Origin of the sequence: Paracidovorax wautersii, assembly GCF_900113035.1 — a bacterium.
Lineage (GTDB): Bacteria > Pseudomonadota > Gammaproteobacteria > Burkholderiales > Burkholderiaceae_C > Paracidovorax > Paracidovorax wautersii.
The window spans coordinates 80849-101319 of the sequence record NZ_FONX01000002.1 but is presented as its reverse complement, the minus strand read 5'-3'; the positions used below and the strand labels follow the sequence as shown (position 1 = coordinate 101319).

General features: G+C 70.4%; 11 protein-coding genes. 8 read left to right on the top strand and 3 right to left on the bottom strand.

The features are described 5' to 3' along the window. Entirely contained in the window at positions 1-2577 is a 2577-nt protein-coding gene (locus BM070_RS03070) for a choice-of-anchor X domain-containing protein (protein WP_092937486.1), read from the bottom strand. 225 nt (positions 2578-2802) lie between these two features. Here BM070_RS03070 and BM070_RS03065 point away from each other — a divergent pair, with 225 nt between their 5' ends. The 6 genes from BM070_RS03065 to BM070_RS03040 all read left to right on the top strand — a co-directional run bounded on the left by BM070_RS03065 (position 2803) and on the right by BM070_RS03040 (position 15126). Further along, the gene (locus tag BM070_RS03065; RefSeq protein ID WP_092937484.1) at positions 2803-3447 is read left to right on the top strand and encodes a 3'-5' exonuclease; all 645 of its coding nucleotides are present in this window, start codon (positions 2803-2805) and stop codon (positions 3445-3447) included. A 271-nt stretch (positions 3448-3718) separates the two neighbouring features. Next, a complete protein-coding gene (locus BM070_RS03060) occupies positions 3719-6187 on the top strand; it encodes a WG repeat-containing protein (protein ID WP_092937482.1) in 2469 nt (822 codons plus the stop codon). A gap of 308 nt (positions 6188-6495) precedes the next feature. Next, positions 6496-8181 (top strand): 2-isopropylmalate synthase, encoded by a 1686-nt coding sequence (leuA, locus tag BM070_RS03055; RefSeq protein WP_092937480.1) that lies wholly within the window; start codon positions 6496-6498, stop codon positions 8179-8181. 167 nt (positions 8182-8348) lie between these two features. Then, the gene (locus BM070_RS03050; protein WP_092937478.1) at positions 8349-8858 is read left to right on the top strand and encodes a C40 family peptidase; all 510 of its coding nucleotides are present in this window, start codon (positions 8349-8351) and stop codon (positions 8856-8858) included. Between the two features lie 46 nt (positions 8859-8904). Further along, positions 8905-10014, top strand: coding sequence for a 3-deoxy-7-phosphoheptulonate synthase (locus BM070_RS03045; protein WP_092937476.1), 1110 nt, complete (start codon positions 8905-8907; stop codon positions 10012-10014). A gap of 276 nt (positions 10015-10290) precedes the next feature. Continuing rightward, positions 10291-15126 (top strand): EAL domain-containing protein, encoded by a 4836-nt coding sequence (locus BM070_RS03040; protein ID WP_245785091.1) that lies wholly within the window; start codon positions 10291-10293, stop codon positions 15124-15126. A gap of 1070 nt (positions 15127-16196) precedes the next feature. Here the strand turns inward: BM070_RS03040 and BM070_RS03035 are convergent. Together BM070_RS03035 and BM070_RS03030 are read right to left on the bottom strand one after the other, a co-directional pair. Continuing rightward, positions 16197-16796 (bottom strand): acyloxyacyl hydrolase, encoded by a 600-nt coding sequence (locus BM070_RS03035; RefSeq protein ID WP_092937474.1) that lies wholly within the window; start codon positions 16794-16796, stop codon positions 16197-16199. A gap of 255 nt (positions 16797-17051) precedes the next feature. Continuing rightward, positions 17052-17678 (bottom strand): Spy/CpxP family protein refolding chaperone, encoded by a 627-nt coding sequence (locus BM070_RS03030; protein ID WP_092937472.1) that lies wholly within the window; start codon positions 17676-17678, stop codon positions 17052-17054. A 415-nt stretch (positions 17679-18093) separates the two neighbouring features. Here BM070_RS03030 and BM070_RS03025 point away from each other — a divergent pair, with 415 nt between their 5' ends. Beyond that, on the top strand, positions 18094-19104 hold the full coding sequence (locus tag BM070_RS03025) for a recombination-associated protein RdgC (RefSeq protein ID WP_092937470.1): 1011 nt from the start codon (positions 18094-18096) through the stop codon (positions 19102-19104). A gap of 44 nt (positions 19105-19148) precedes the next feature. Continuing rightward, positions 19149-20402: a nucleoside recognition domain-containing protein gene (locus BM070_RS03020; protein ID WP_092937468.1), complete on the top strand. Its 1254-nt coding sequence runs from the start codon at positions 19149-19151 to the stop codon at positions 20400-20402. Positions 20403-20471: the final 69 nt, after the last annotated feature.

Sequence of the window (20471 nt, the reverse complement as noted above, 5' to 3'; positions counted from 1 at the left end):
TCACTCCTGACGGGCAGCGCGGCGGCGGCGCAGCCCCAGCGCGGCGGCCGCCATGCCCAACAGTACCAGCAGGCCGGTGTCGCTGCCGCCGCCCACGGTGCAGCCGGCGCTGCCGCCGCTGCTGCTGCCGGAGCCCGTGCCGCCGCTGCCTGCGGGCGGGTTGGAGGGCGAGGTGCCGCCGCCGGTGCTGCCCACGCCGGTGGCGCCGGCTTCCAGCGCGAATTCGACCTGGGCCTGGCGGGCGATCTCGCCACCCACGGCCTTGGCATCGGGCGCGGGGCCGACGGCGAAGCGCTGCACGGGGTTGAACAGCGAGTCGGCGGTGGTCACGGCCGTCACCAGCGCTTCGTAGCTGCCGGCCGGCAGCTGGCCGGTCAGGTCCAGGGTGTAGATGCCGTCGGCCGCGCGCGCATCGCCGCCCGTGCCGGCGTCATTGGCCGCGGTGAGGTTGACCTGCTTGACCGCCACGCCCGTGATGGCGTTGTAGATGGCCACGGACACGTTGGCCTGCACGATCGGGAAGGCGCCCGCGAACTTCACCAGCAGCAGCGGACGGCGGTTGTCGGCCAGCGTGCCGCCATCGACCGTGGCCGTGGCTTCCACCGCCGTGCCACCGGCCGGCATCGAGACGATCTCGGTTTCCACGCCCGCGGCCTTGCCGGAGCCGGCCGCCACTTCGGTGCGCGCGATCCAGTCGCCCAGCGTGCGTGCGCCGCTGATGGAGCAGGTGGCGATGCCTTCGTCGGAGCCCGCCGGCACCTGCACGGTGACGGCGACGGGCGTGCCGCCAGCGGCCGGCGCGCAGCTGAAGCGCAGGCGCGCCTGGTCGGCCTTCTCGAAGTACCAGCGCACTTCCACCGTGCCGTCCAGCGCCTGCGGGCCGACCTTGAAGCGCACGTCGTGGCTGGTGCCGGCGGGCAGCGCATCGTCGCTGAGGTCGGAGGCGATCAGCGCCTCGCTCTCGCCCACGGCTTCCTTGAGCGCCTTGTCGGCCTGCTTGATGGCTTCGTTGGCCGACTTGACGACGGCATTGGAGCCGCCCGAATCCTTGGCGAGCTGGGCCAGCGATGCCTTGGGCACGGCCTTGGCGGCGGTGGCTTGCGCGGCGGCGGCGGTGGCGCCGGCCGGGTCGCGGAATCCGACCACGTTGAAGGCGATCTTGTCGCCGCGCGCCGTGTTGCCCAGATCGGCGGGCACGGTGGCGGTGTTGACGGTGTAGAGGCTGAAGGAGTCGGTGTTGCCGGCGTTCTCGGCACCGGCGCTGGCGCGCGCGGCCGTCACCAGATCCTTGCCGGCGGCGTAGGCGGCCTGGGCGTCGAGGCTGCCGTCGGTGCGGGCCAGCTGGTCCAGCGCGCTCTTGAGCTGGCCCTTGCCGGTGCCGTCCATGTCGAAGAACTTCGGCGTGCCCGTGGCGGGGCTGGCCACCAGCGCGAAGCGCGACGAGGCCGGCGCGCGGTCCACCAGGCCCTTGGCGGCCTGGATGATCTGGTCGAACACGGACTGCGGCACGGTGCGGTCCACCACGATGACGTTGCGCGGCTGCGCGGCGGCCTGGCTGGCGCCCTCGAACACCAGCTGCAGCTGGCTGTCGTAGCCCGCGAAGACGGAATCCGCCGCCAGCGTCCCGCGCTGGCCGTCGAAGCGGCCGGACGCGTTCTCTTCGGCCGTGGCGAACTGCTTGAGCTGCTGCAGCGTGGGCACGGCCTGGCCCTTGAAGGCATCGAACAGGATGCGGCGGCCGTTGTGCTCGGCACGGGCGTTGGCGGAGTCCTTGGCCGGGTCGCCCACCAGCATTTCCCAGGCGCTGCTGCGGCTGCCGTCGGCGCCGCCGTAGCCGCGCGCCTGCGCGGTGCGGTAGGCCGGCTGGCCCGCGTAGTCGGAGGGCAGCGAGAGGCGGTACGACAGGCGCTGGTCGTTCATCACCGTGGGCTTGGGGGAATCGTCCTGGCAAGGGCTGCCCAGCTGCTTGGACGGCTCTTCGCAGGCCTTGCCGCGTTCGACGTATTCGTCCAGCAGGCCATAGACGTAGTGGCCCAGCTCGTGCGCCACGACTTCGCCGGTTTCCTCGGGCGATTCCGCGGAGAGAGCGCCCGTCTTGTCGTCCTTGTTGGTGATGTAGTTGTTGGTGGTCAGCCCGCCTTCGGCGCGCCAGCCGGCGACCGAAGCGTTCGCGCGGCCCGGGGTGTTGAGCAGGCGGATATCCACATCGCTGCCGAACTTGCCGTTCTTGAACACATAGACCTTGCCGATGCGGTGGCGGCCGTTGGTCATCACGAACAGCGTGCGCGCGGTCTGGCGCACCAGCGCCTCGACATAGGCGCGGTCCAGCGTGCGCGCCGCCACGCCGTTGGCGCCGGTGCCGATCTGCGTCACGCCAGCGTCGTAGTCCCAGTCGGTGTTCAGGGTCAGGTCCAGCGACTCCTGCACCTCGCCGCTGCCGGTGGTCGTCTTGACGACGTTGCTCAGGCGGTTGTTGGCCGACCAGGCCAGGCCTGGAGCCAGGGCGGCGAAGCCGGTGGAGCCGGCGACGAGGCAGGCGATGAGCTTGCGCAGGGCAAGGTGGCGGGGATGCGTCATGGGAAATCCTCTCTGAGGGGGACTGATCGGGGGGCAGCAACAAGCGGGGGTGAAAGCCCCGGCGGACAGTCACCCACCCATCCGCCACCAGGAGCCAATGGACAGATGGCGCAGCCCGCCAGAGCGGCGCGAAAGTAGCAAGCGCCAAGCAGCCAAGATTGCGCTGGATTGCAGGGCGTGACGCCCGCACCGGCGGGGCAGGCCAGGGCGGGGACAATGGAGCCCATGTCTTCCAGCACCGCCATCGCCGTCATCGACTTCGAAACCACCGGCATGACGCCCGCCCAGGGCGCACGCGCCACCGAGGTCGCCATCGTGCTGCTGCAGGGCGGCCGGGTGGTGGACCGCTTCCAGAGCCTGATGAACACGGGTGCCTGGATCCCGCCCTTCATCACCCAGCTGACCGGCATCACCAACGCCATGGTGGCCGAGGCGCCGCCCGCCGCGGAGGTGATGCGCGAGGCCGCCCGCTTCGTGGGGTCGGCACCCATGGTGGCGCACAACGCCGCGTTCGACAGCAAGTTCTGGGGCGCCGAGCTGGCCCAGGCGGGCGTGGCCGCGCAGCAGCCCTTCGCCTGCACGGTGCTGCTCTCGCGCCGGCTCTACCCCGAGGCACCCAGCCACAAGCTGGGCCTCATCGTGGACCACCTGGGCCTGCCGCGCGCCGGCCGCGCCCACCGGGCGCTGGCCGATGCGGAAATGGCCGCCGCGCTGCTGGCCCGCATGCAGCACGACCTGCGCCAGCGCTGGCATGTGGATAACCCGGACCACGCGCTGCTCAGCACGCTGCAGCGCTGCGCGCGCCCCAAGGTGCCCGCCCTGCTGGCCGGCTGGGCCGCGGCCGCAGCGCGGCCCGCCATCGCGGCCTGAAAAACCGCTTGCTACGCTATCGATAGCAAAGGGCGCACGCTCCAAGCGCGCCGCGAGGGTGCGAGAGCCCGCTGTGCACCGGCCCCCAGGCAGATCGCGGAGGAAGCCGCGAGCAGGTGTGTGCCTGCTGCAAAGACTGTATCGAGTCCGCATCGCCCAGCCCCGCCCGGCCGAAGCGTGCCGTACATGCCACACCCCGGCCCTGCCGTGCAATTGGTTACTGCCGCGCCGACCGCGGTGACTAGGATTCGCTGCGGAGGACCCACGCTTCATGACCGATCCATCGCATGCACCGCCCAGGCTGGCGCGCGTTCCGCTGCAAGCCGACGACCAGGCGCATGCCCTGCTGATCGTGCAGGAAGACGGGCGCGCCATCGAGCCGGCGGGCGGCCTGCGCCAGGTGCTGGGCTTCGTGCCCGACGGCGCGGGCGGCTGGGTCGGTGCCGCCCAGGCCGGTGACGGGCGCTGGGGATATCTCGACGGCCAGGGCGCCTGGCGGGTTCCCGCCACGCTGGACGATGCCCGCAGCTTCTCGGCCGACGGCGTGGCGCGCTTTTGCGACCAGGGCCGCTGGGGCTTTCTGGATCTGTCCGGCCGCGTGACCATCGCCCCCTTCTTCTCCGCCGCCCGGCCCATGCGCGGCGGCGTGGCCGCCGTGCAGACCGCGCCGGACACCTGGCGCATCCTGCGCCATGGCGGCGACTTCGCATCCGATGGCGCCTTCGAAGACCTGGGCGCCTTCGCCGCCTGCGGGCTGGCGCGCGCGCGCAGCCACGGCGCCTTCGGCTATGTCGATCGCACCGGGCACTGGGCGATCGCGCCGCAGCTGCAGCGGGCGCGGGATTTCGCGGAGCAGCCGGTGGCCGTGGCCTCGATCGACGGCCATACCTACGGCCTGCTGGACGCCGAAGGCGCCTGGGTGCTGCCACCGCGCTATCCGCGCATCGACGCCTTCAACGACGACGGCCTGGCCTTCTTCGCCGAAGCCGACGAATGGCAGGACGGCCACGGCTACCTCGACACGCAAGGCCGCGTCGCGCTGCGCGGCGGGGCCTACCTTTCCCCACAGATGGCCTGCGGCCGCGTGGCCGACCACAGCGAAGAGGACGGCAGCGTCCGCTACCTCGCCGCTCCCGGCCCGGCCACGGCCGACGCATCGGCCGCCATTGCCGCACTGAGCCCGCCCTGGAGCTACGGCACCGACTTCCGCCGCGCCGGCTGCATGGCCGTGGTGCGGCGCGCATCGGCGGCGCTGCAGGTGGAAGCCAGCGAACGCGGCATGGGCCTGGTCGCACCCGGCCCGGCACGCGGCGCCTGGGGCCTGCTGCATGCCGACGGCAGATTCGTGCCCGCGCCCGGCGACGTGCTGGAGCCGCTGACCGGCGCCGACGGCTGGCTCGCGCCGCTGCAGCCGGGCACGGCCCTGGTGCCGTTCCACACCACCGATGGCCAGCTGGCCTGGATCGACGGCGAGGGCACCTCCGTCTGGCGCGCGCACTACGACGGCCAGCAGGCCGCGCTGCTCGATGCCGACGGCCGGCCGCTCTGGCACAGCGCGCCGCGCGAGGCCTGCTGGCCGCCGCGCCCCTTCTTCCATGCCCCGCTGGTGGACCATCTGCAATCGCTGGCCAGCGCCGACCAGATCGGCGTGCTGGCCCACACGCTGGCCGCCACGGCGGAGCAGCGCCTGCATGCGCTGGCCGCCGGCCAGCCCCCCGCCTCGGCCACCGAAGAGGCCGACCGCCAGGCCACCACCGTGAGCCGCTGCGTGCTGCGCGCCACGCTGAGCGAAGCCCATCAGGCCGCCTACGCCTTCCTCGTGCCCGAACGCGAACGCCTGCTGCGCGAAGGCCGGCGCGTGCTGGCGCAGCGCCTGGGCCAACGCCACGGCACGCCGGACCAGCACCCCGACCACGCCGCGCCTGCGGACTGCGGCGCGGGCGAAGACCTGCTCGCCTGGGCCGTGCCGCCATCGCAGGCCCTGCCGGGCGATGACGCCGAGCGGCCCGAAGGCGCCACCGCGCTGTGGCTGAGCCTCCATGCCCGCCGCAGCGAGGCCAGCCCCACGGAAGAAGGCGAGGCCTGGTGGGAACTCTGGCTGATGGCCGCACCCGACCGGAACGCGCTGCGTGCGGCCCAGGCCGCGCGCGCGGCGACGTTGCGGCCGGTGCCGGCCACGGCCCGCGAAGCGGAGGCAGCGCCCCAGGCCGCGCGGCCCGCGCCGCAACCCCTGCCACCGCCACTGTCACTGCCACGGGAAGAAACGGCGGCGCCGCGCGTGCCGGTCTTCCACGTCGTGCTGCCGCCGCTGACGCCCACCGTGAATGCAGCGGGCGCAAGCAGCACGGCCACCGCCACCAGCGCCAGAAAGCCGCCCGAGCAAAACGCACCGCGCAGCCCAGCGGCGCCACGGCCGCAGACATCGCAATCCCGCAAGCCGCAGCACCAGCCGCCCGACCTGGCGCTGATGGTGCATTTCGTGCTGAGCGTGGTCGCGCTGGCCTGCCACGTCAGCGTGGCGCTGACCGCCTGGAACGAGGCGGGGCCCCTGGCCGGCCTCGGCACGCTGGTCCTGATGGGTTTCGCCGAGCTGTACTGGGCCTGGCGCTTCGTCTTCCACACGCCCGAAAGCCTGGTGCTGGCAGCGGCCGCGCTGCTGGTCGTGCTCTACCTGTTCGCGTGGTTCCCGCTCTACCGGCGCATGGGCCAGTCGTTCTCGGCGCACGGCGCCGCGGCCTGAGCCCCCCGTCCAACCCCACTGCGCTTTGCGCAGCCCTGTGCTACGATCTTTCCCATGCAACGCCGCCAGGTCCTGTCCACCCTATCGCTAAGCCTAGTGCTCGGCCGGGGTCTGCCTGCGTTCGCCTCTTTCGTTGCCTGATTCCAGCGCAACACCGACTTCTCCCCTGACCCCGGCCCGCGAACCAGCCTCCACACCTGTGGAGGGCTGCAGGGAGTCGTCGCATCGTTTCAGTCCCCAGTGATTTTTCGGAACCCGCCGGCGCAGCCACAAGTCGCCGCCGGCCTCAACGATTCGCGGAGCCCATCATGATCGCCCAGCCCTCCACCAAGTACCAGGCATTCGCCCCCATCGCCTTGAACGACCGCACCTGGCCGTCCAAGACCCTCACGCGCGCCCCGATCTGGTTATCCACAGACCTGCGCGACGGCAACCAGGCGCTCTTCGAGCCCATGAACGGCGAGCGCAAGATGAAGCTCTTCCTGGAGCTGGTGCGCATCGGCTTCAAGGAGATCGAGGTGGGCTTTCCCGCCGCCTCGCAGACCGACTTCGACTTCGTGCGCCGCCTGATCGATGAGGACCTGATCCCCGACGACGTGACCATCATGGTCATGACGCAGTCGCGCAGCGACCTGATCGAGCGCACGGTCGAAGCCGTCAAGGGCGCGCCGCGCGCCATCGTCCACCTCTACAACGCCACCGCCCCGGTCTGGCGCCGCGTGGTGTTCGGCATGAACGTGACCCAGGTGATGGCCTTCATCACCGAGCACGTCTCGCACCTGAAGCGCCTGACCGACGCGCGCCCCGAAACGCGCTGGACGCTGCAGTACTCGCCCGAATGCTTCAGCGCGACCGAGCTCGACGTCTCGCTCAAGGCCTGCCAGACGGCGATCGCCGCCTGGGGCACGGGCCCGGGGCGCGAGATCATCATCAACCTGCCCACCACGGTGGAGAACGCCACGCCCAACGTGTTCGCCGACCAGATCGAGTGGATGCACCGGCACCTGAGCCCGCGCGAGCACGTCGTGCTCTCCGTGCACCCGCACAACGACCGCGGCACGGGCGTGGCGGCGGCCGAGCTGGCGATGATGGCCGGCGCGCAGCGCGTGGAAGGCTGCCTCTTCGGCAACGGCGAGCGCTGCGGCAACCTCGACGTGGTGACGGTGGCGCTCAACCTCTACACCCAGGGCGTCCACCCGGGCCTGGATTTCTCCGACATCAACGCCATCGCCCGCGTGGCCGAGGAATGCACCGGGCTGCCGATCCACCCGCGCCACCCGTATGTGGGCGATCTGGTGTTCACCTCGTTCTCGGGCTCGCACCAGGACGCGATCAAGAAGGGCTTCGCCGCGCACGAGGCGGACGGGCTCTGGGAGATCCCCTACCTGCCCATCGACCCCGCCGACCTGGGCCGCACCTACGACAGCGTGATCCGCGTGAACAGCCAGTCGGGCAAGGGCGGCATCGCCTTCCTGATGGAGCGCGAGCGCGGCGTGGTGATGCCGCGCCGCATGCAGGTGGAATTCAGCGCCGTGGTGCAGCGCCACACCGACACGAGCGACGGCGAGATGACCGGCGCGGCGCTCTGGGAACTCTTCCAGGCCACCTACCTGCGCACGCCCCAGGACGTTGACGGCGCCGTGCACTACCACGCGCACCGTCTCACCGAAGACGGCCAGAGCATCGAGATCGACGTGACCATCGACGGCACGCGCCAGACCCTGCAGGGCCAGGGCAACGGCCCCATCGATGCAGCCGTCGATGCACTCGGCCTGCCGCTGCGCGTGCATGGCTACGAAGAGCGCGCCACCGGCGCGGGTGCCGACGCACAGGCGCTGGCCTTGGTGGAAGCCGGCCTCGACGGCCAGCCCGGCGCGACTTTCGGCGTGGGTCTGCACCACAACATCGTCACGGCCTCGGTGCAGGCGGTGGTGAGCGCGGCCAACCGTCTCATCGCCCGCAACAAGGCTGCAGCGGCAGCGGCCACTGCCTGATCCACGTCCCCACGCACCACCCCGGCACCTGCCTGCATGCCCCGCGGCCACGAGCCGCGGGCGCGGCCGGAGCGCAGACTCCGCCCATCCGGCGATGACCCTGCACTCCGTGCGGCAGCCCCCCGCGAAGAGCGGACCGACGCCTGCATCCGTTACCCTCACGGACCATGCATGACGCCGCCTCCCGCCGTGTGGTCCTCCTGCGTTCCGCCCTGCTGGCGGCAGCGCCCATTCCTCTGCTGCTGGCCGGCTGCAGCTCCGCGCCGCCCCGGCGTGCTCCGCGCCGCATCGTCTATTCGCGCCTCACGCCCGAGCAGTCCAGCGACATCGCCATCCACGCCCTGGGCCTGGTGGGCACGCCCTACCGCTACGGCGGCAACACGCCCGACGGCGGCTTCGACTGCAGCGGCCTGATCGGCTACGTCTACATGAGCCGCGCCGGTGTGGCGCCGCCGCGCACGGTGGCGCAGCTCAGCGAATTCGGCGAGCCTGTGGATAGCGACGAGCTGCGCACCGGCGACCTGGTGGTGTTCGGCTACGGCCGGCCCACGCATGCCGGCATCTATGTGGGCGAGGGCCGCTTCGTGCATGCGCCCTCCACCGGCGGCACGGTGCGGCTGGACCGGCTGACCTCCGGCTACTGGGCCCGCCAGCCCACGGCGTTCCGCCGGCCTTGACGCCCGGCAGGCCCCCGCCAAGCGGGGCGCGCGACAATCGCGGGTTATGACGACCCACGCCCACCGCCCCGCCAAGCCCCTTTCCACCCACGACACCACCCGCATCGACGACACGCGCATCGGCGCGGTGCGCCCGCTGCTCACGCCCGCGCTGCTGCAGGAATGGCTGCCTGCGCCCGATGCCGCGCAGGCGCTGGTCGAATCCAGCCGCGCCGCCATCTCCCGCGTGCTGCACGGCGACGACGACCGCCTGGTGGTGGTGGTCGGCCCCTGCTCCATCCACGACCATGCACAGGCCATGGAATATGCGCGCGAGCTCAAGGTGCAGGCCGATGCGCTCCAGAGCGAGCTGCTGGTCGTGATGCGCGTCTATTTCGAGAAGCCCCGCACCACCGTGGGCTGGAAGGGCTACATCAACGACCCGCGCATGGACGGCAGCTTCGCCATCAACGAAGGGCTGGAGATGGCCCGCGCCCTGCTGCTGGACGTGCTGTCGCTGGGCCTGCCGGTGGGCACCGAATTCCTCGACCTGCTCTCGCCGCAGTTCATCAGCGACCTGGTGAGCTGGGGCGCCATCGGCGCGCGCACCACCGAGAGCCAGAGCCACCGCCAGCTGGCCAGCGGCCTGTCGTGCCCGGTGGGCTTCAAGAACGGCACCGACGGCGGCGTGAAGGTGGCGAGCGACGCCATCCTCGCCGCGCAGGCGCCCCACGCCTTCATGGGCATGACCAAGATGGGCCAGGCCGCGATCTTCGAGACGCGTGGCAACAACGACTGCCACGTGATCCTGCGCGGCGGCAAATACCCCAACTACGGCGCGGGCGACGTGCAGGCCGCCTGCGACCTGCTGCGCTCGGCCGGCCTGCGCGAGCAGGTGATGATCGACGTGTCGCACGCCAACAGCAGCAAGCAGCACCGCCGCCAGATCGAGGTGGCCGCCAACGTGGCCGAGCAGATCGCCGCCGGCGATGCGCGCATCACCGGCCTGATGATCGAAAGCCACCTGCAGGAAGGCCGCCAGGACATCGTGCCCGGCCAGCCGCTGGCGCACGGCGTGTCGGTGACCGACGCCTGCATCAGCCTGGAGCAGACCGTGCCGGTGCTGCAGCAGCTCGCCGCCGCCGTGCGCACACGCCGTGAACGGCCCAAAGCGTAGGACGCCATCCCGCGCTAGCCCTTGTCCTACAAACAAAGCATGCTATTGAACCGATAGCTAACAACATGAATGCGGGCGGCCGGTGTAGCATGAGAAACGGTCCAGAAGAAAACCTTTCTTAACAATCCCTCCCATGTTCATCTCTTTCTTTGCACAGGTTGCCGGCCGCGCGGGCAGGGCCTCGGAGCACGGCCGGAGCGGGCAGCTCCCGGGCGGGTGCGGTGATGTGGGACGTTCTTTCCTGCTGGTGGATGCCAGTGTGCCGAGGCGCTGAGCGTGAGCGCGCCGCCCGCCACCGCGCACGATGCGCGGCCCGAGCTGCCGCTGGACCACGGGCTTCCCGACGCCGCTGAAGAGGCGCTTTTCGACCAGCTGGCCCGGCTGGCGGCGCGGCTGTGCGGCATGCCGATGGCCGCCATCGGCTTCCTGGACACGGACGGCACCGCCGGTGCCCCGCGCGAATGGTGCAAGGCCGCCTGCGGCCTGCCGCGCCGCGCGCTCGACGGCGCCTCGCCTTTCTTCGCGCTGGCGCACGAGGCCGGCGCTTCCGCCCAGGAATCCATCGTGGTGGTGCCGGACGCCAGCGTGCATGCGCTCCTGCGCACGCACGCCCTGGTGCAGGCGCCCTACCGGGTGCGTGCCGTGGCCTGCGTTCCGCTGTTCGCGGCCGACGGCGTGACGGTGCTGGGCGCCGTCACCGCCATGGACACCCTGGTGCGGGATCTTCAGCCGCCGCAGCAAGAGGCGCTGCAGATCGTCGCCCGGCAGGTGACGGCGCAGCTGGAGCTGCGCCGCGCCCGCAATGCGGCCGCCCGGCTGGCGCTGGAGCGCGACGGGCTGGCAGCGCAGCTGCAGATGCAGGGCAGCGTGCTGCGCGACCTGAGCCTGCTGGCGCGCGCAGGCAGCTGGCAGGTGGAACTGCCCAGCCGCGTGCTCACCTGGTCGCCGGAACTGGCGTCCACCTTCGAGCTCGAGCAGCAGACGCTGCCCGTGGAAGACAGTTTCAATCTCTATCCGCCCGGCATCCGCGAACAGGTCGAAGCCGCTTTCGAGCGCTGCGCCAGCGAAGGCACGCCCATGGACATGCAGGTTCCGGTCTGCATGCCCGACAGCCGGCGCTATCGCTTGCGGATGGTGGCCCACGCCGTGCGCGACGGCGAGGGCCGCATCGTGCGCGTGCATGGCACCTTCCTCGACGTGAGCGACAGCCATGCGGCGCAGGCCGCGCGCGCCGCCAGCGACGAGCGCTTCAGGCTGGTGGCCCATGCCACCACCGACGCCGTCTGGGACTGGGACATGCAGAGCGACGCGGTCTGGTGGAACGAGGGCATGGAAAAGCTGTTCGGTGTGCCGCGCCACCTGCTGCCGCCCGACAGCACATCGTGGACGCAGCGCCTGCACCCCGACGACTGCCCCTGGGTGATGGGCAGCATCCGCACCGTGCTGGAAGGCCAGGGCGATTCGTGGAGCGCCGAATACCGCTTCCGCCGCTTCGACGGCAGCTATGCCTGGGTGAGCGATCGGGGCTTCATCATCCGCGACGCCAAGGGACGCGCCGTGCGCATGGTGGGCGGCATGGCCGACGTCAGCGCGCAGAAGGAAGCCGCACTGCAGGCCGAGCAGGACGCGCGCGCCCAGGCCGAAATGGTGCGCGAACAGCAGCGCCTGACTTCGGCGAATCTGCCGGAGGCCCAGATGCTGCAGCTGGCGGTGGACGCCGCCCTGGTGCTGACCCAGGCCGATGCCGCCGTGCTAGAGCTGGCCGAGGACGGCCAGATGCGCGTGCGGGCACGGGCGCAGGCCAGCCAGTCCGGCCTGGGCCCGCTGGTCGGCCAGGCCACCCCGGCCAAGAACGACGCGGAAGACGGCATGCATTTCCTGGCGGTGCCGCTGAACGCGGGCCGCACACTCACCGGCCGGCTGCGCGTGCTGCAGAGCGTGGGCGGCGCCTTCACCCCGCGCCAGGCGGTGCACCTGCAGACGCTGGCCGATTCGCTGGGAGCGACGCTGCAGCTGCGCGACATCGAGGCGCGCCTGCGCGCGTCAGAGGCGCAGTACCGGTCGCTCTTCGCCGACCACCCGCAGCCGATGTGGGTCTATGAATGCGACAGCCTGCGCATCCTGGCCGTGAACCGGGCCATGGTGCAGCTGCACGGCTATTCCGAAGCCGAGCTGATGCGCATGGCGATGCCGGACCTGTTCCTGCCCGAGGAGCGCGACCGGCTCGCCGCCGTCCTGCGCGACATGACGCACGACGGCCGGCCCGAGCCCCTGCGCCAGCGCCACGTGCGCCGCGACGGCACGGTCATCGACATGGAGATGTATTCCGGCAGCACGCGCTTCAACGGCGTGGCGGCATGCCAGGTGCTGGGCAACGACGTCACCGAACGCGTGCGCACCGAGCGCGAGCTGGCCCGCGTGGGCCGGGCCCAGCGGCTGCTGGGCGAATGCAACGAGATCCTGGTGCGCGCCACTTCCGAAGCCGAGCTGCTGCACGCCGTCTGCCGCGTGGCGGTGGACATCGGCGGCTACCGGCTGGGCTGGGTCGGCATGGCGCGCGACGATCCGGGCAAATCCATCGACATCGTGGCGCATGCCGGGCACGGCGAGCATTTCCTCGAAACGCTGCACCTGAGCTGGTCGGCCGACCACCCCGGCGGCCAGGGCCCGGCGGGCCAGTGCGTGCGCAGCGGCAGGACCGCGATCGTGCACGACGTGCGCAAGGCGACGGGCTTCGCGCATGTGCTCGACCGCATGCAAGCGCACGGCCTGCGCGCCGCGATCTGCCTGCCCCTGTGCGACACCCAGCGCACCTTCGGGCTGCTCTACCTCTACGCCTCCGAGCTGGTACACCTGAGCCCGGAAGAAGCCCATCTGCTCGAATCGCTGGCCAACGACGTGGCCTTCGGCATCAAGAGCCTGCGCGCGCGCACCGAGCAGCAGCACCTGCAGGCCATGGTGCTCAAGGTGGCGTCGGCGGTGTCGGCCGGCATCGGCGCCGAATTCTTCCAGCAGCTGGTGGTCAACATGTCGGACGTGCTGGGCGCGCCGCTGGCCGGCGTGGCACGCCTGCTGCCGGTCCCGGCGGGCGAGACGCCGCGCGCGAGCACCATGGCCTGGATGCTGGACGGCGCCCTACGGCCCCCGCTCGAATACGACCTGGCGAACATGCCCAGCGAGCAGCTGCTGACGCAGCGCCATGTGCTGGTGCCCGAGCAGGTTTCGCAGCGCTTTGCCTATTGCACGCAGTGCGCCGAGCTGGGCATGGAAGGCTATGTCGGCCACCAGCTGTCCGACAGCGAAGGCCGGCCGGTGGGCCTGATCTTCGTGGCCTTCCGCGAGCCGCTCACGCGGCCCGACTTCATGCTGCACACGATGCAGATCTTCGCGGCGCGCGCGTCGGCCGAGATGCAGCGCCAGATCGCCGACAGCCGCATCCGCCAGCAGGCCTCGCTGCTGGACAAGGCGCGCGACGCGATCATCGTGCGCGACCTGAACCACCGCATCACCTTCTGGAACCAGGGCGCCGAGCACATGTACGGCTGGACGCGCCAGGAAGCCATGGGCCGCAGCATCGCCGAGCTGCTCTACCGCGACCCGGAGGCCTTCCACTACGCCACCCAGGCCACGCTGGACCACGGCGAATGGACCGGCGAGATCCTGCAATACGACCGCCAGGGCACGCCGCTGGAGGTGGAAGGCCGCTGGACGCTGGTGCGCGCCGACGACGGCACGCCCGAATCGGTGCTGGCGCTGAACACCGACATCCGCCAGCGCAAGGCGACCGAGCGCGAGATCCAGCGCCTGGCCTTCTACGACCCGCTCACCGGCCTGCCCAACCGCATGCTGCTGATGGACCGCATCGGCCAGGCGCTGACCAAGGCCCAGCGCCAGCGCCAGGGCGGCGCGCTGCTCTTCATCGACCTGGACAACTTCAAGACGCTCAACGACACGCTGGGCCACGACAAGGGCGATCTGCTGCTGCAGCAGGTGGCCAAGCGCCTGAACACCTGCGTGCGCAGCGTGGACACGGTGGCGCGCCTGGGCGGCGACGAGTTCGTGGTGATGATCGAGGAGCTGAGCAACGAGACCGAGGCGCTCGCCCGCCATGCCCGCAGCGTGGGCGAGAAGGTGCTGACCGTGCTCTCCGCGCCCTATGCGCTCGCCGGCTACCAGTACCGCAGCACGCCCAGCATCGGCATCGCGCCCTTCGACGACGCGCCCACCAGCGTGGGCGAGCTGCTCAAGCAGGCGGATCTGGCCATGTACCAGGCCAAGACGGCCGGGCGCAACACGCTGCGCTTCTTCGATCCCGGCATGCAGGCCGTGGTCAGCGCCCGCGCCCTGCTGGAGGCCGACCTGCGCGCGGCCCTCTCGCAGGACGAATTCACGCTGCATTACCAGCCCCAGGTGGACCACCACGGCCACATCGTGGGCCTGGAGGCGCTGCTGCGCTGGTCGCAACCCCAGCGCGGCATGGTGTCGCCGGGCGAATTCATCCCGCTGGCCGAAGAGACCGGGCTGATCCTGCCGCTGGGCCGCTGGGTGCTGCACACGGCGTGCAAGCTGCTGGCCAGCTGGCGCGACGAGCCCGACCTGGCGCACCTGACCATGGCGGTGAACGTCAGCTCGCGCCAGTTCCGGCATGCGAGCTTCGTCGATGACGTGGCGCGCGTGCTGGCCATCACCGGGGCGCCGTCGGCCCAGCTGAAGCTGGAGCTGACCGAAACCCTGCTGGTGGAAGACATGGAAACCACCATCGCCACCATGACGGCGCTGCGCGCCTATGGCGTGCGCTTCTCGCTGGACGACTTCGGCACCGGCTACTCCTCGCTGAGCTATCTCAAGCGCATGCCGCTGGACCAGCTCAAGATCGACCAGAGCTTCGTGGCCGACCTGCTGACCGATCCGAACGACGCCGCCATCGTGGACACGATCATCGCCCTTTCGCGCAGCCTGGGCCTGCAGGTGATCGCAGAAGGTGTGGAAACCGCCGACCAGCGCGAACGCCTGGCGCAGGCCGGCTGCCGCTACTACCAGGGCTATCTGTTCAGCCGGCCGCTGTCGATGGAAGCCTTGGACCGCCTGCTGCATCCGCACCAGGCCCGCTGAGCGATTCAGGGATGGGGGTGCCACCCCCCCATACCCCTACCCCGCCAAACGCCTTTCCGGGCCCTATAGAGGCCTTCCTGCAGGCCTCTGCACGCACCCGAAGCCCGGCCGGAACGGGATTTTTCCCGGAGCGCAGAGCACGCCCAGCCCCCATTGTCCCTCCCCTGGTCTTCCTGTTGTCCTGTCTTCTTCTTTATATTTTTTATAAGGGGATAGTGGTAGTAGTAAGGCCCGGCCCGTTCTGTGGATAACTCTAAATTCCTTTGCCGGAAAAGGAACTTGGGCGCCGCACAAGCCTGTGCGCCGACCCCTCTTGCCACCGTACCGCCAACGGGGATAAACCGGCGCCGCGCGCCCGTTCTGTGGATAAGTGCCCGGTTGTGCCGGAGATGTCCCCAGACTTGTTCATTTCGAGGCCTCTGAAGGGCCTCCAGCACCCGAATCTGCCCCTGGCGCTGGCTGCCGAGACGGGTTTGGCTGGATTCTGTTGAAGCTCTGCTGCAGGGCTCCTGCAGATTCGGCCATAGAGCGCCGCGTCGCGCGCGGCACGGGCATGGCCGAGGCGCCGCGCAGGCGGCCCCAGGGCGGTTCTGCACGTACTTTTGCCCATCAGCCCACGCAGAACCGGCGTATTCCGCTCCCAAAAAAATAGCGAGGCGGCCCATTTCGCCGGAACCCCCTCTTTTCCTGCCTCGGAAGGGCCCTTGGCGCCCGAAACCGGCGCGGCCTTGTTGTCTGGTTATTCTTCTAAGGTCTTTATAAATACATAGTCGTAGTAGTAGAGCGCGCCGTTTTTTGTGGACAAGCGCCTTTTCTTCAATCGCGACAGGATGTTGGCCCGTCACCAACCCTGTGGCCGGAACCCGGGTGAAGGGCGACGCGAAAAGGGAACAACTTCGGCCCGCCGAAGGTTTCTGTGGATAACCCCTGTGTTGTTCTTCATCCATACCCAGGTTTATCCACAGGCCGTCCACTTTGTGGCGGGCAAGGGGCAAACGACGGACGAAAAAAAGGCCCCGGAAGGGGCCTTTGGCGGGAAATCCGGGCCTCGAGGCCCGGTCCGGAGCGGATCAGAAGTGGTAGCCGTAGCGCAACTGCACGAAGTTCTCGCCCGGGTTGGGGCTCTTGATGCCGGCGTTGGAGACATGCTGCACGCGCAGCGACAGCTCGTGGCGGCGCTGCTCGCCGAAGTTCACGCCGAAGCCCAGGTGCGAGGCGAAGTTGAAGCGCGTGCTGAATTCCTTGTTCACCGTGATGTAGCGGTCGCTGGCCACGGTGGCGCCGATGCCGCCTTCGAAGAACCAGGGCGAGCGGCCCTGGTCGGGGCGCAGCCGCAGCGTGGGCGTCACGCCCAGCACCGTCGTGTGGCTGGGCTGGCCGGCCGCAGCGTCGAAGGACCAGCGGCTGACGTACACGTCCCAGTGGCCGCGCACTTCGCCGCCCCAGAGTTCGGTGCGCCAGCTGTTCCAGGGCAGGGTCAGGCCGAGTGTGGCGGCGTCGGTGCTTTTTTCGGCCCAGCTGCCTTGAACGTAGAGCGAGGGGCTTTGCGTGGCGTCGGCGGACATGCCCTGGGCATGGGCCGCGGGCAGCAGGGGCGAAGCCAGGGCCAGCAGTGCGACGGCGCGCGCGAGAAAAGATCGGAATCCGGAGGGGCGTGATGCGAGGGTCATGGATGGAAAGACCAGTGTGAATTGTGTTTCGCACTGTATTCGGCCCCCGTGAGCACCCGCTGTAGGCGGCAGCCGTCAGCCCTTCCCCCATGGGGGGATTGGCGGCGGCGCAATACCTGCTTCGGAAATTTCCTTACAAGAAAAGCAACGGCCCGCCGGCCGTACCGGCGATGCGGTAGGGCGGGCGGGCCGTGCCGGCCTGGGTCAGGCCGGTGCGCTGTCAGTCGGCGATGCCGTTAGATCGTGAACACGTTCTTACTGGGGCGCGGCAGGTGCTCCGGGCGCTGCGGAACCCGGCTTGGCAGCGGGGCCGCCGTGGCGCGGATGCTCGCCGCCGGCCTTGGGGCCGCGCGGGCCGGCTCCGTCCGGGCCGGCCATGCGCTGGTGCATGCGGGCCGATTCGGCATCGAACACCTTCTGCTGGGCCGGGGTGAGCGCGGCGTAGAAGGTCTTCACGGCTTCGTCGCGGCGGTCGGCCTCGGCGGCGTGCTGGGTGCGCAGGGCGCGCAGGCGGTCGATGCGTTCGGGCGTGGTCAGCTTGTCCAGATCGCGCAGCGCTTCATGGCGGGCTTGCGCATCGGCGGGCGGCTGCATGGCGGTGGTGAAGGCCGTCCAGGCCGATTCCTGCGCCGGGGTGATCTGCAGCTTCTGCTTCAGTTCGGAAGCATGGCGTTCCATGCGCTGCTGGCGTTCCTCGGGCGAATGGGCACGGCGTTCGCCTTGGCGCGGGGCCTTGGCGCCGTCGGCCGCGGGCTGGCTGGCTGTTGGGGCCGGGGCGGCAGGTGCTGCAGCGGTCTGCGCGAAGGCCGGTGCAGCCAGCGCCACGAGCAGGGCCGTGGCCAGGGTGGTGGAAGCGAGACGTTGCTGGAGAGCGTTTGCCATGGAAATGTTCCTTTCGGGGAAGTCGGATCGTCGTCATCAGCGCCGCTGGTCACCGGGTGGTGTCTTTCGCAGCGCCTTGGAGTCAGTGTCTGCGGCCCATGTATCGCCGGCGTGCGCGCTTGATGTGGCTATGTAAAGTTGTGGCAACGGCCGGTTGCACAGGTAGTGAAATTCGCGTCGGGTGGCCCGCAGCCCTTGTGGAATGAGCGCATCCAGCTATGGAAACCGGAGCGTGGGGCGCATTCGGGCAGGCCGCGGGCCGGTAACCGTGCGTTGCGCCGCCGGCCGGCGGCCTGCGAACGCCGACAATGGCGGCCCGGCGCGCCGGCCCCAGCCAGGGCCGCGCTGCGCCATGACGAGCAAGACGGCTGGAATGTGGCGCGCCGCGCCACGGATTACGAAGGGTTGGATTTCCGTGTTCAAGAGCATGATCGTTTACCGCATCGCCCCGGGCTGGCAGGCGGACCTGACGCAGATGGAAGAGGCGCTGGCCAAGCTGCCCTTCGCCGAATGCGGCGCCACGCAGGAAAAGTCCATCGGCTGGGTGCCGCCGCGCGGCGAGGCCCACGGCCCCATGGCCGAATCGGTGGGCGGGCACTGGGTGCTGCGCTTCATGGCCGAGACCAAGGTGCTGCCCGGCTCGGTGCTGGCGCGCAAGGTCAAGGACAAGGCCGCCCGCATCGAGCAGGAAACCGGCCGCAAGCCCGGCAAGAAGGAATCGAAGGAGCTCAAGGAAGAGGCCAAGCTCGATTTGCTGCCCATGGCCTTCACCAAGCAGGGCTCGACCTGGGTGTGGATCGACCCGCAGGCGCTGACGCTGGTGCTGGACACCTCTTCCCAGGGCCGCGCCGACGAGGTGACCAGCCTGCTGGTCGAGGCGCTGCCGGGCCTGTCGCTCTCGCTGCTCGACACGCAGACCAGCCCGCAGGCCGCCATGGCGCACTGGCTCAAGGAGCAGGAGCCGCCCGCCGGCTTCAGCGTGGACCGCGAGTGCGAGCTGAAAAGCGCCGACGAGACCAAGGCCGTGGTGCGCTATGCGCGCCACCCGCTGGACATCGAGGAAGTGCAGGCGCACATCGCCGCGGGCAAGCTGCCCACCAAGCTGGCGATGACCTGGGACGACCGCGTCTCCTTCCTGCTGACCGAGGGGCTGCAGCTCAAGAAGGTCTCCTTCCTCGACACGGTGTTCGAGGGCCAGGGCTCGGGCAAGGACGACGGCGGCTTCGACACCGACGTGGCCATCGCCACGGGCGAGCTGAGCAAGCTGATCCCCGACCTGATCGAGGCGCTGGGCGGCGAAGGCCGCACCGGCCTGGGCGATGGCGCACCCGCTGCGCCCGCTGCCCCGGCTGCCGCTGCCGCTTCGGCCACCGCTGCTGCTGCGGCGGCTGCGGCGGCTGCGGACGACGACGACGCGCCGTTCTGACCGGCTTGCCTCAGTAACCACGACGCCCGGCCGCTTCGCGCCCCATGGTGCTCAACTGGCTCTGGATCGGCTTCTTCACCGTGGCCTTCGCCACGGCCGCCGTGCGCTGGGCGCTGGGCGACGCGGGCATCTTCCAGGCGTTGATGGCGGCGCTCTTCGACGGGGCGCGCTCGGGCTTCGAGATCTCGCTGGGCCTGGCCGGCGTGATGGCGCTGTGGCTGGGGCTGATGCGCGTGGGCGAGCGCGCCGGCGTCATCGCGCTGCTGGCGCGCGCGGCCGGGCCGCTCCTGCGGCGGCTCTTTCCGGGCGTGCCCGACGGCCACCCCGCGCAGGGCGCGATGACCATGAACGTCTCGGCCAACCTGCTGGGGCTGGACAACGCCGCCACCCCGCTGGGCCTGGCGGCCATGCGCGAGCTGCAGTCCATCAACCCGCGTGCGCCGGGCACCGCCAGCGACGCGCAGATCATGTTCGTGGTGATGAACACGGCCGGGCTCACGCTGATTCCGACCTCGGTCATCGCCATCCGCCAGAGCGTGGCGCTGCAGCAGGGCCTGGGCCCGGGCTTCAACGCGGCCGACATCTTCCTGCCCACGCTGATCGTGACCTTCATCTCGCTCTTGGCCGGCGTGCTGGCGGTGGCCGTCGCCCAGCGGCTGCCGCTCTGGCGTCCGCGCCTGCTGCTGCCGGTGCTGGCCGTGGGCGGGCTGCTGGCGGCGGCGGTCGCGGCGCTCTCGCGCCTGCCGGCCGAACAGGCCGCGCGCGTGGCCGGCGCCACCGGCGCCGGCGTGATCCTGGGCGTGGTGATGCTCTTCGTGCTGGCCGCCGCGTGGCGGCGGGTGAATGCCTATGAGGCGTTCATCGACGGCGCCAAGGAAGGCTTCGGCGTGGCGGTGCAGATCGTGCCCTACCTCATCGCCATCCTGATCGCGGTGGGCGTGTTCCGCGCGGCGGGCTGCATGGACTTTGTGCTCTCGGGCATCGGCGCGGGCGTGTCGGCGCTGGGCTGGAACACCGACTTCCTGCCCGCCCTGCCCGTGGGGCTGATGAAGGTGCTTTCGGGCGCGGGCGCGCGGGGCCTGATGATCGACGTGATGCAGGCCCACGGCGTGGATTCCTTCGCCGGGCGGCTCGCGGCCATCGTGCAGGGCTCCACCGAAACCACGTTCTACGTGCTGGCCGTGTATTTCGGCAGCGTGGGCGTGAAGCACACCCGCCACGCGCTGGCCTGCGCGCTGTTCGCCGACGCGGTGGGGCTGTTGGCGGCCATCGGCGTGGGCTACGCGCTGCTGCGCTGAAGGCGTGGCAGGGCTGTGGCGTCGGAGAGTTATCCACATCATTTCCAAATTACTGGAAATGTCGTATTA

Coding starts and splice junctions, on each gene's coding strand:
- BM070_RS03035 (WP_092937474.1), bottom strand. CDS start 16,796: ATGACCCTCGCATCACGCCCCTCCGGATTCCGATCTTTTCTCGCGCGC.
- leuA (WP_092937480.1), top strand. CDS start 6,496: ATGATCGCCCAGCCCTCCACCAAGTACCAGGCATTCGCCCCCATCGCC.
- BM070_RS03045 (WP_092937476.1), top strand. CDS start 8,905: ATGACGACCCACGCCCACCGCCCCGCCAAGCCCCTTTCCACCCACGAC.
- BM070_RS03030 (WP_092937472.1), bottom strand. CDS start 17,678: ATGGCAAACGCTCTCCAGCAACGTCTCGCTTCCACCACCCTGGCCACG.
- BM070_RS03060 (WP_092937482.1), top strand. CDS start 3,719: ATGACCGATCCATCGCATGCACCGCCCAGGCTGGCGCGCGTTCCGCTG.
- BM070_RS03020 (WP_092937468.1), top strand. CDS start 19,149: ATGGTGCTCAACTGGCTCTGGATCGGCTTCTTCACCGTGGCCTTCGCC.
- BM070_RS03050 (WP_092937478.1), top strand. CDS start 8,349: ATGCATGACGCCGCCTCCCGCCGTGTGGTCCTCCTGCGTTCCGCCCTG.
- BM070_RS03070 (WP_092937486.1), bottom strand. CDS start 2,577: ATGACGCATCCCCGCCACCTTGCCCTGCGCAAGCTCATCGCCTGCCTC.
- BM070_RS03065 (WP_092937484.1), top strand. CDS start 2,803: ATGTCTTCCAGCACCGCCATCGCCGTCATCGACTTCGAAACCACCGGC.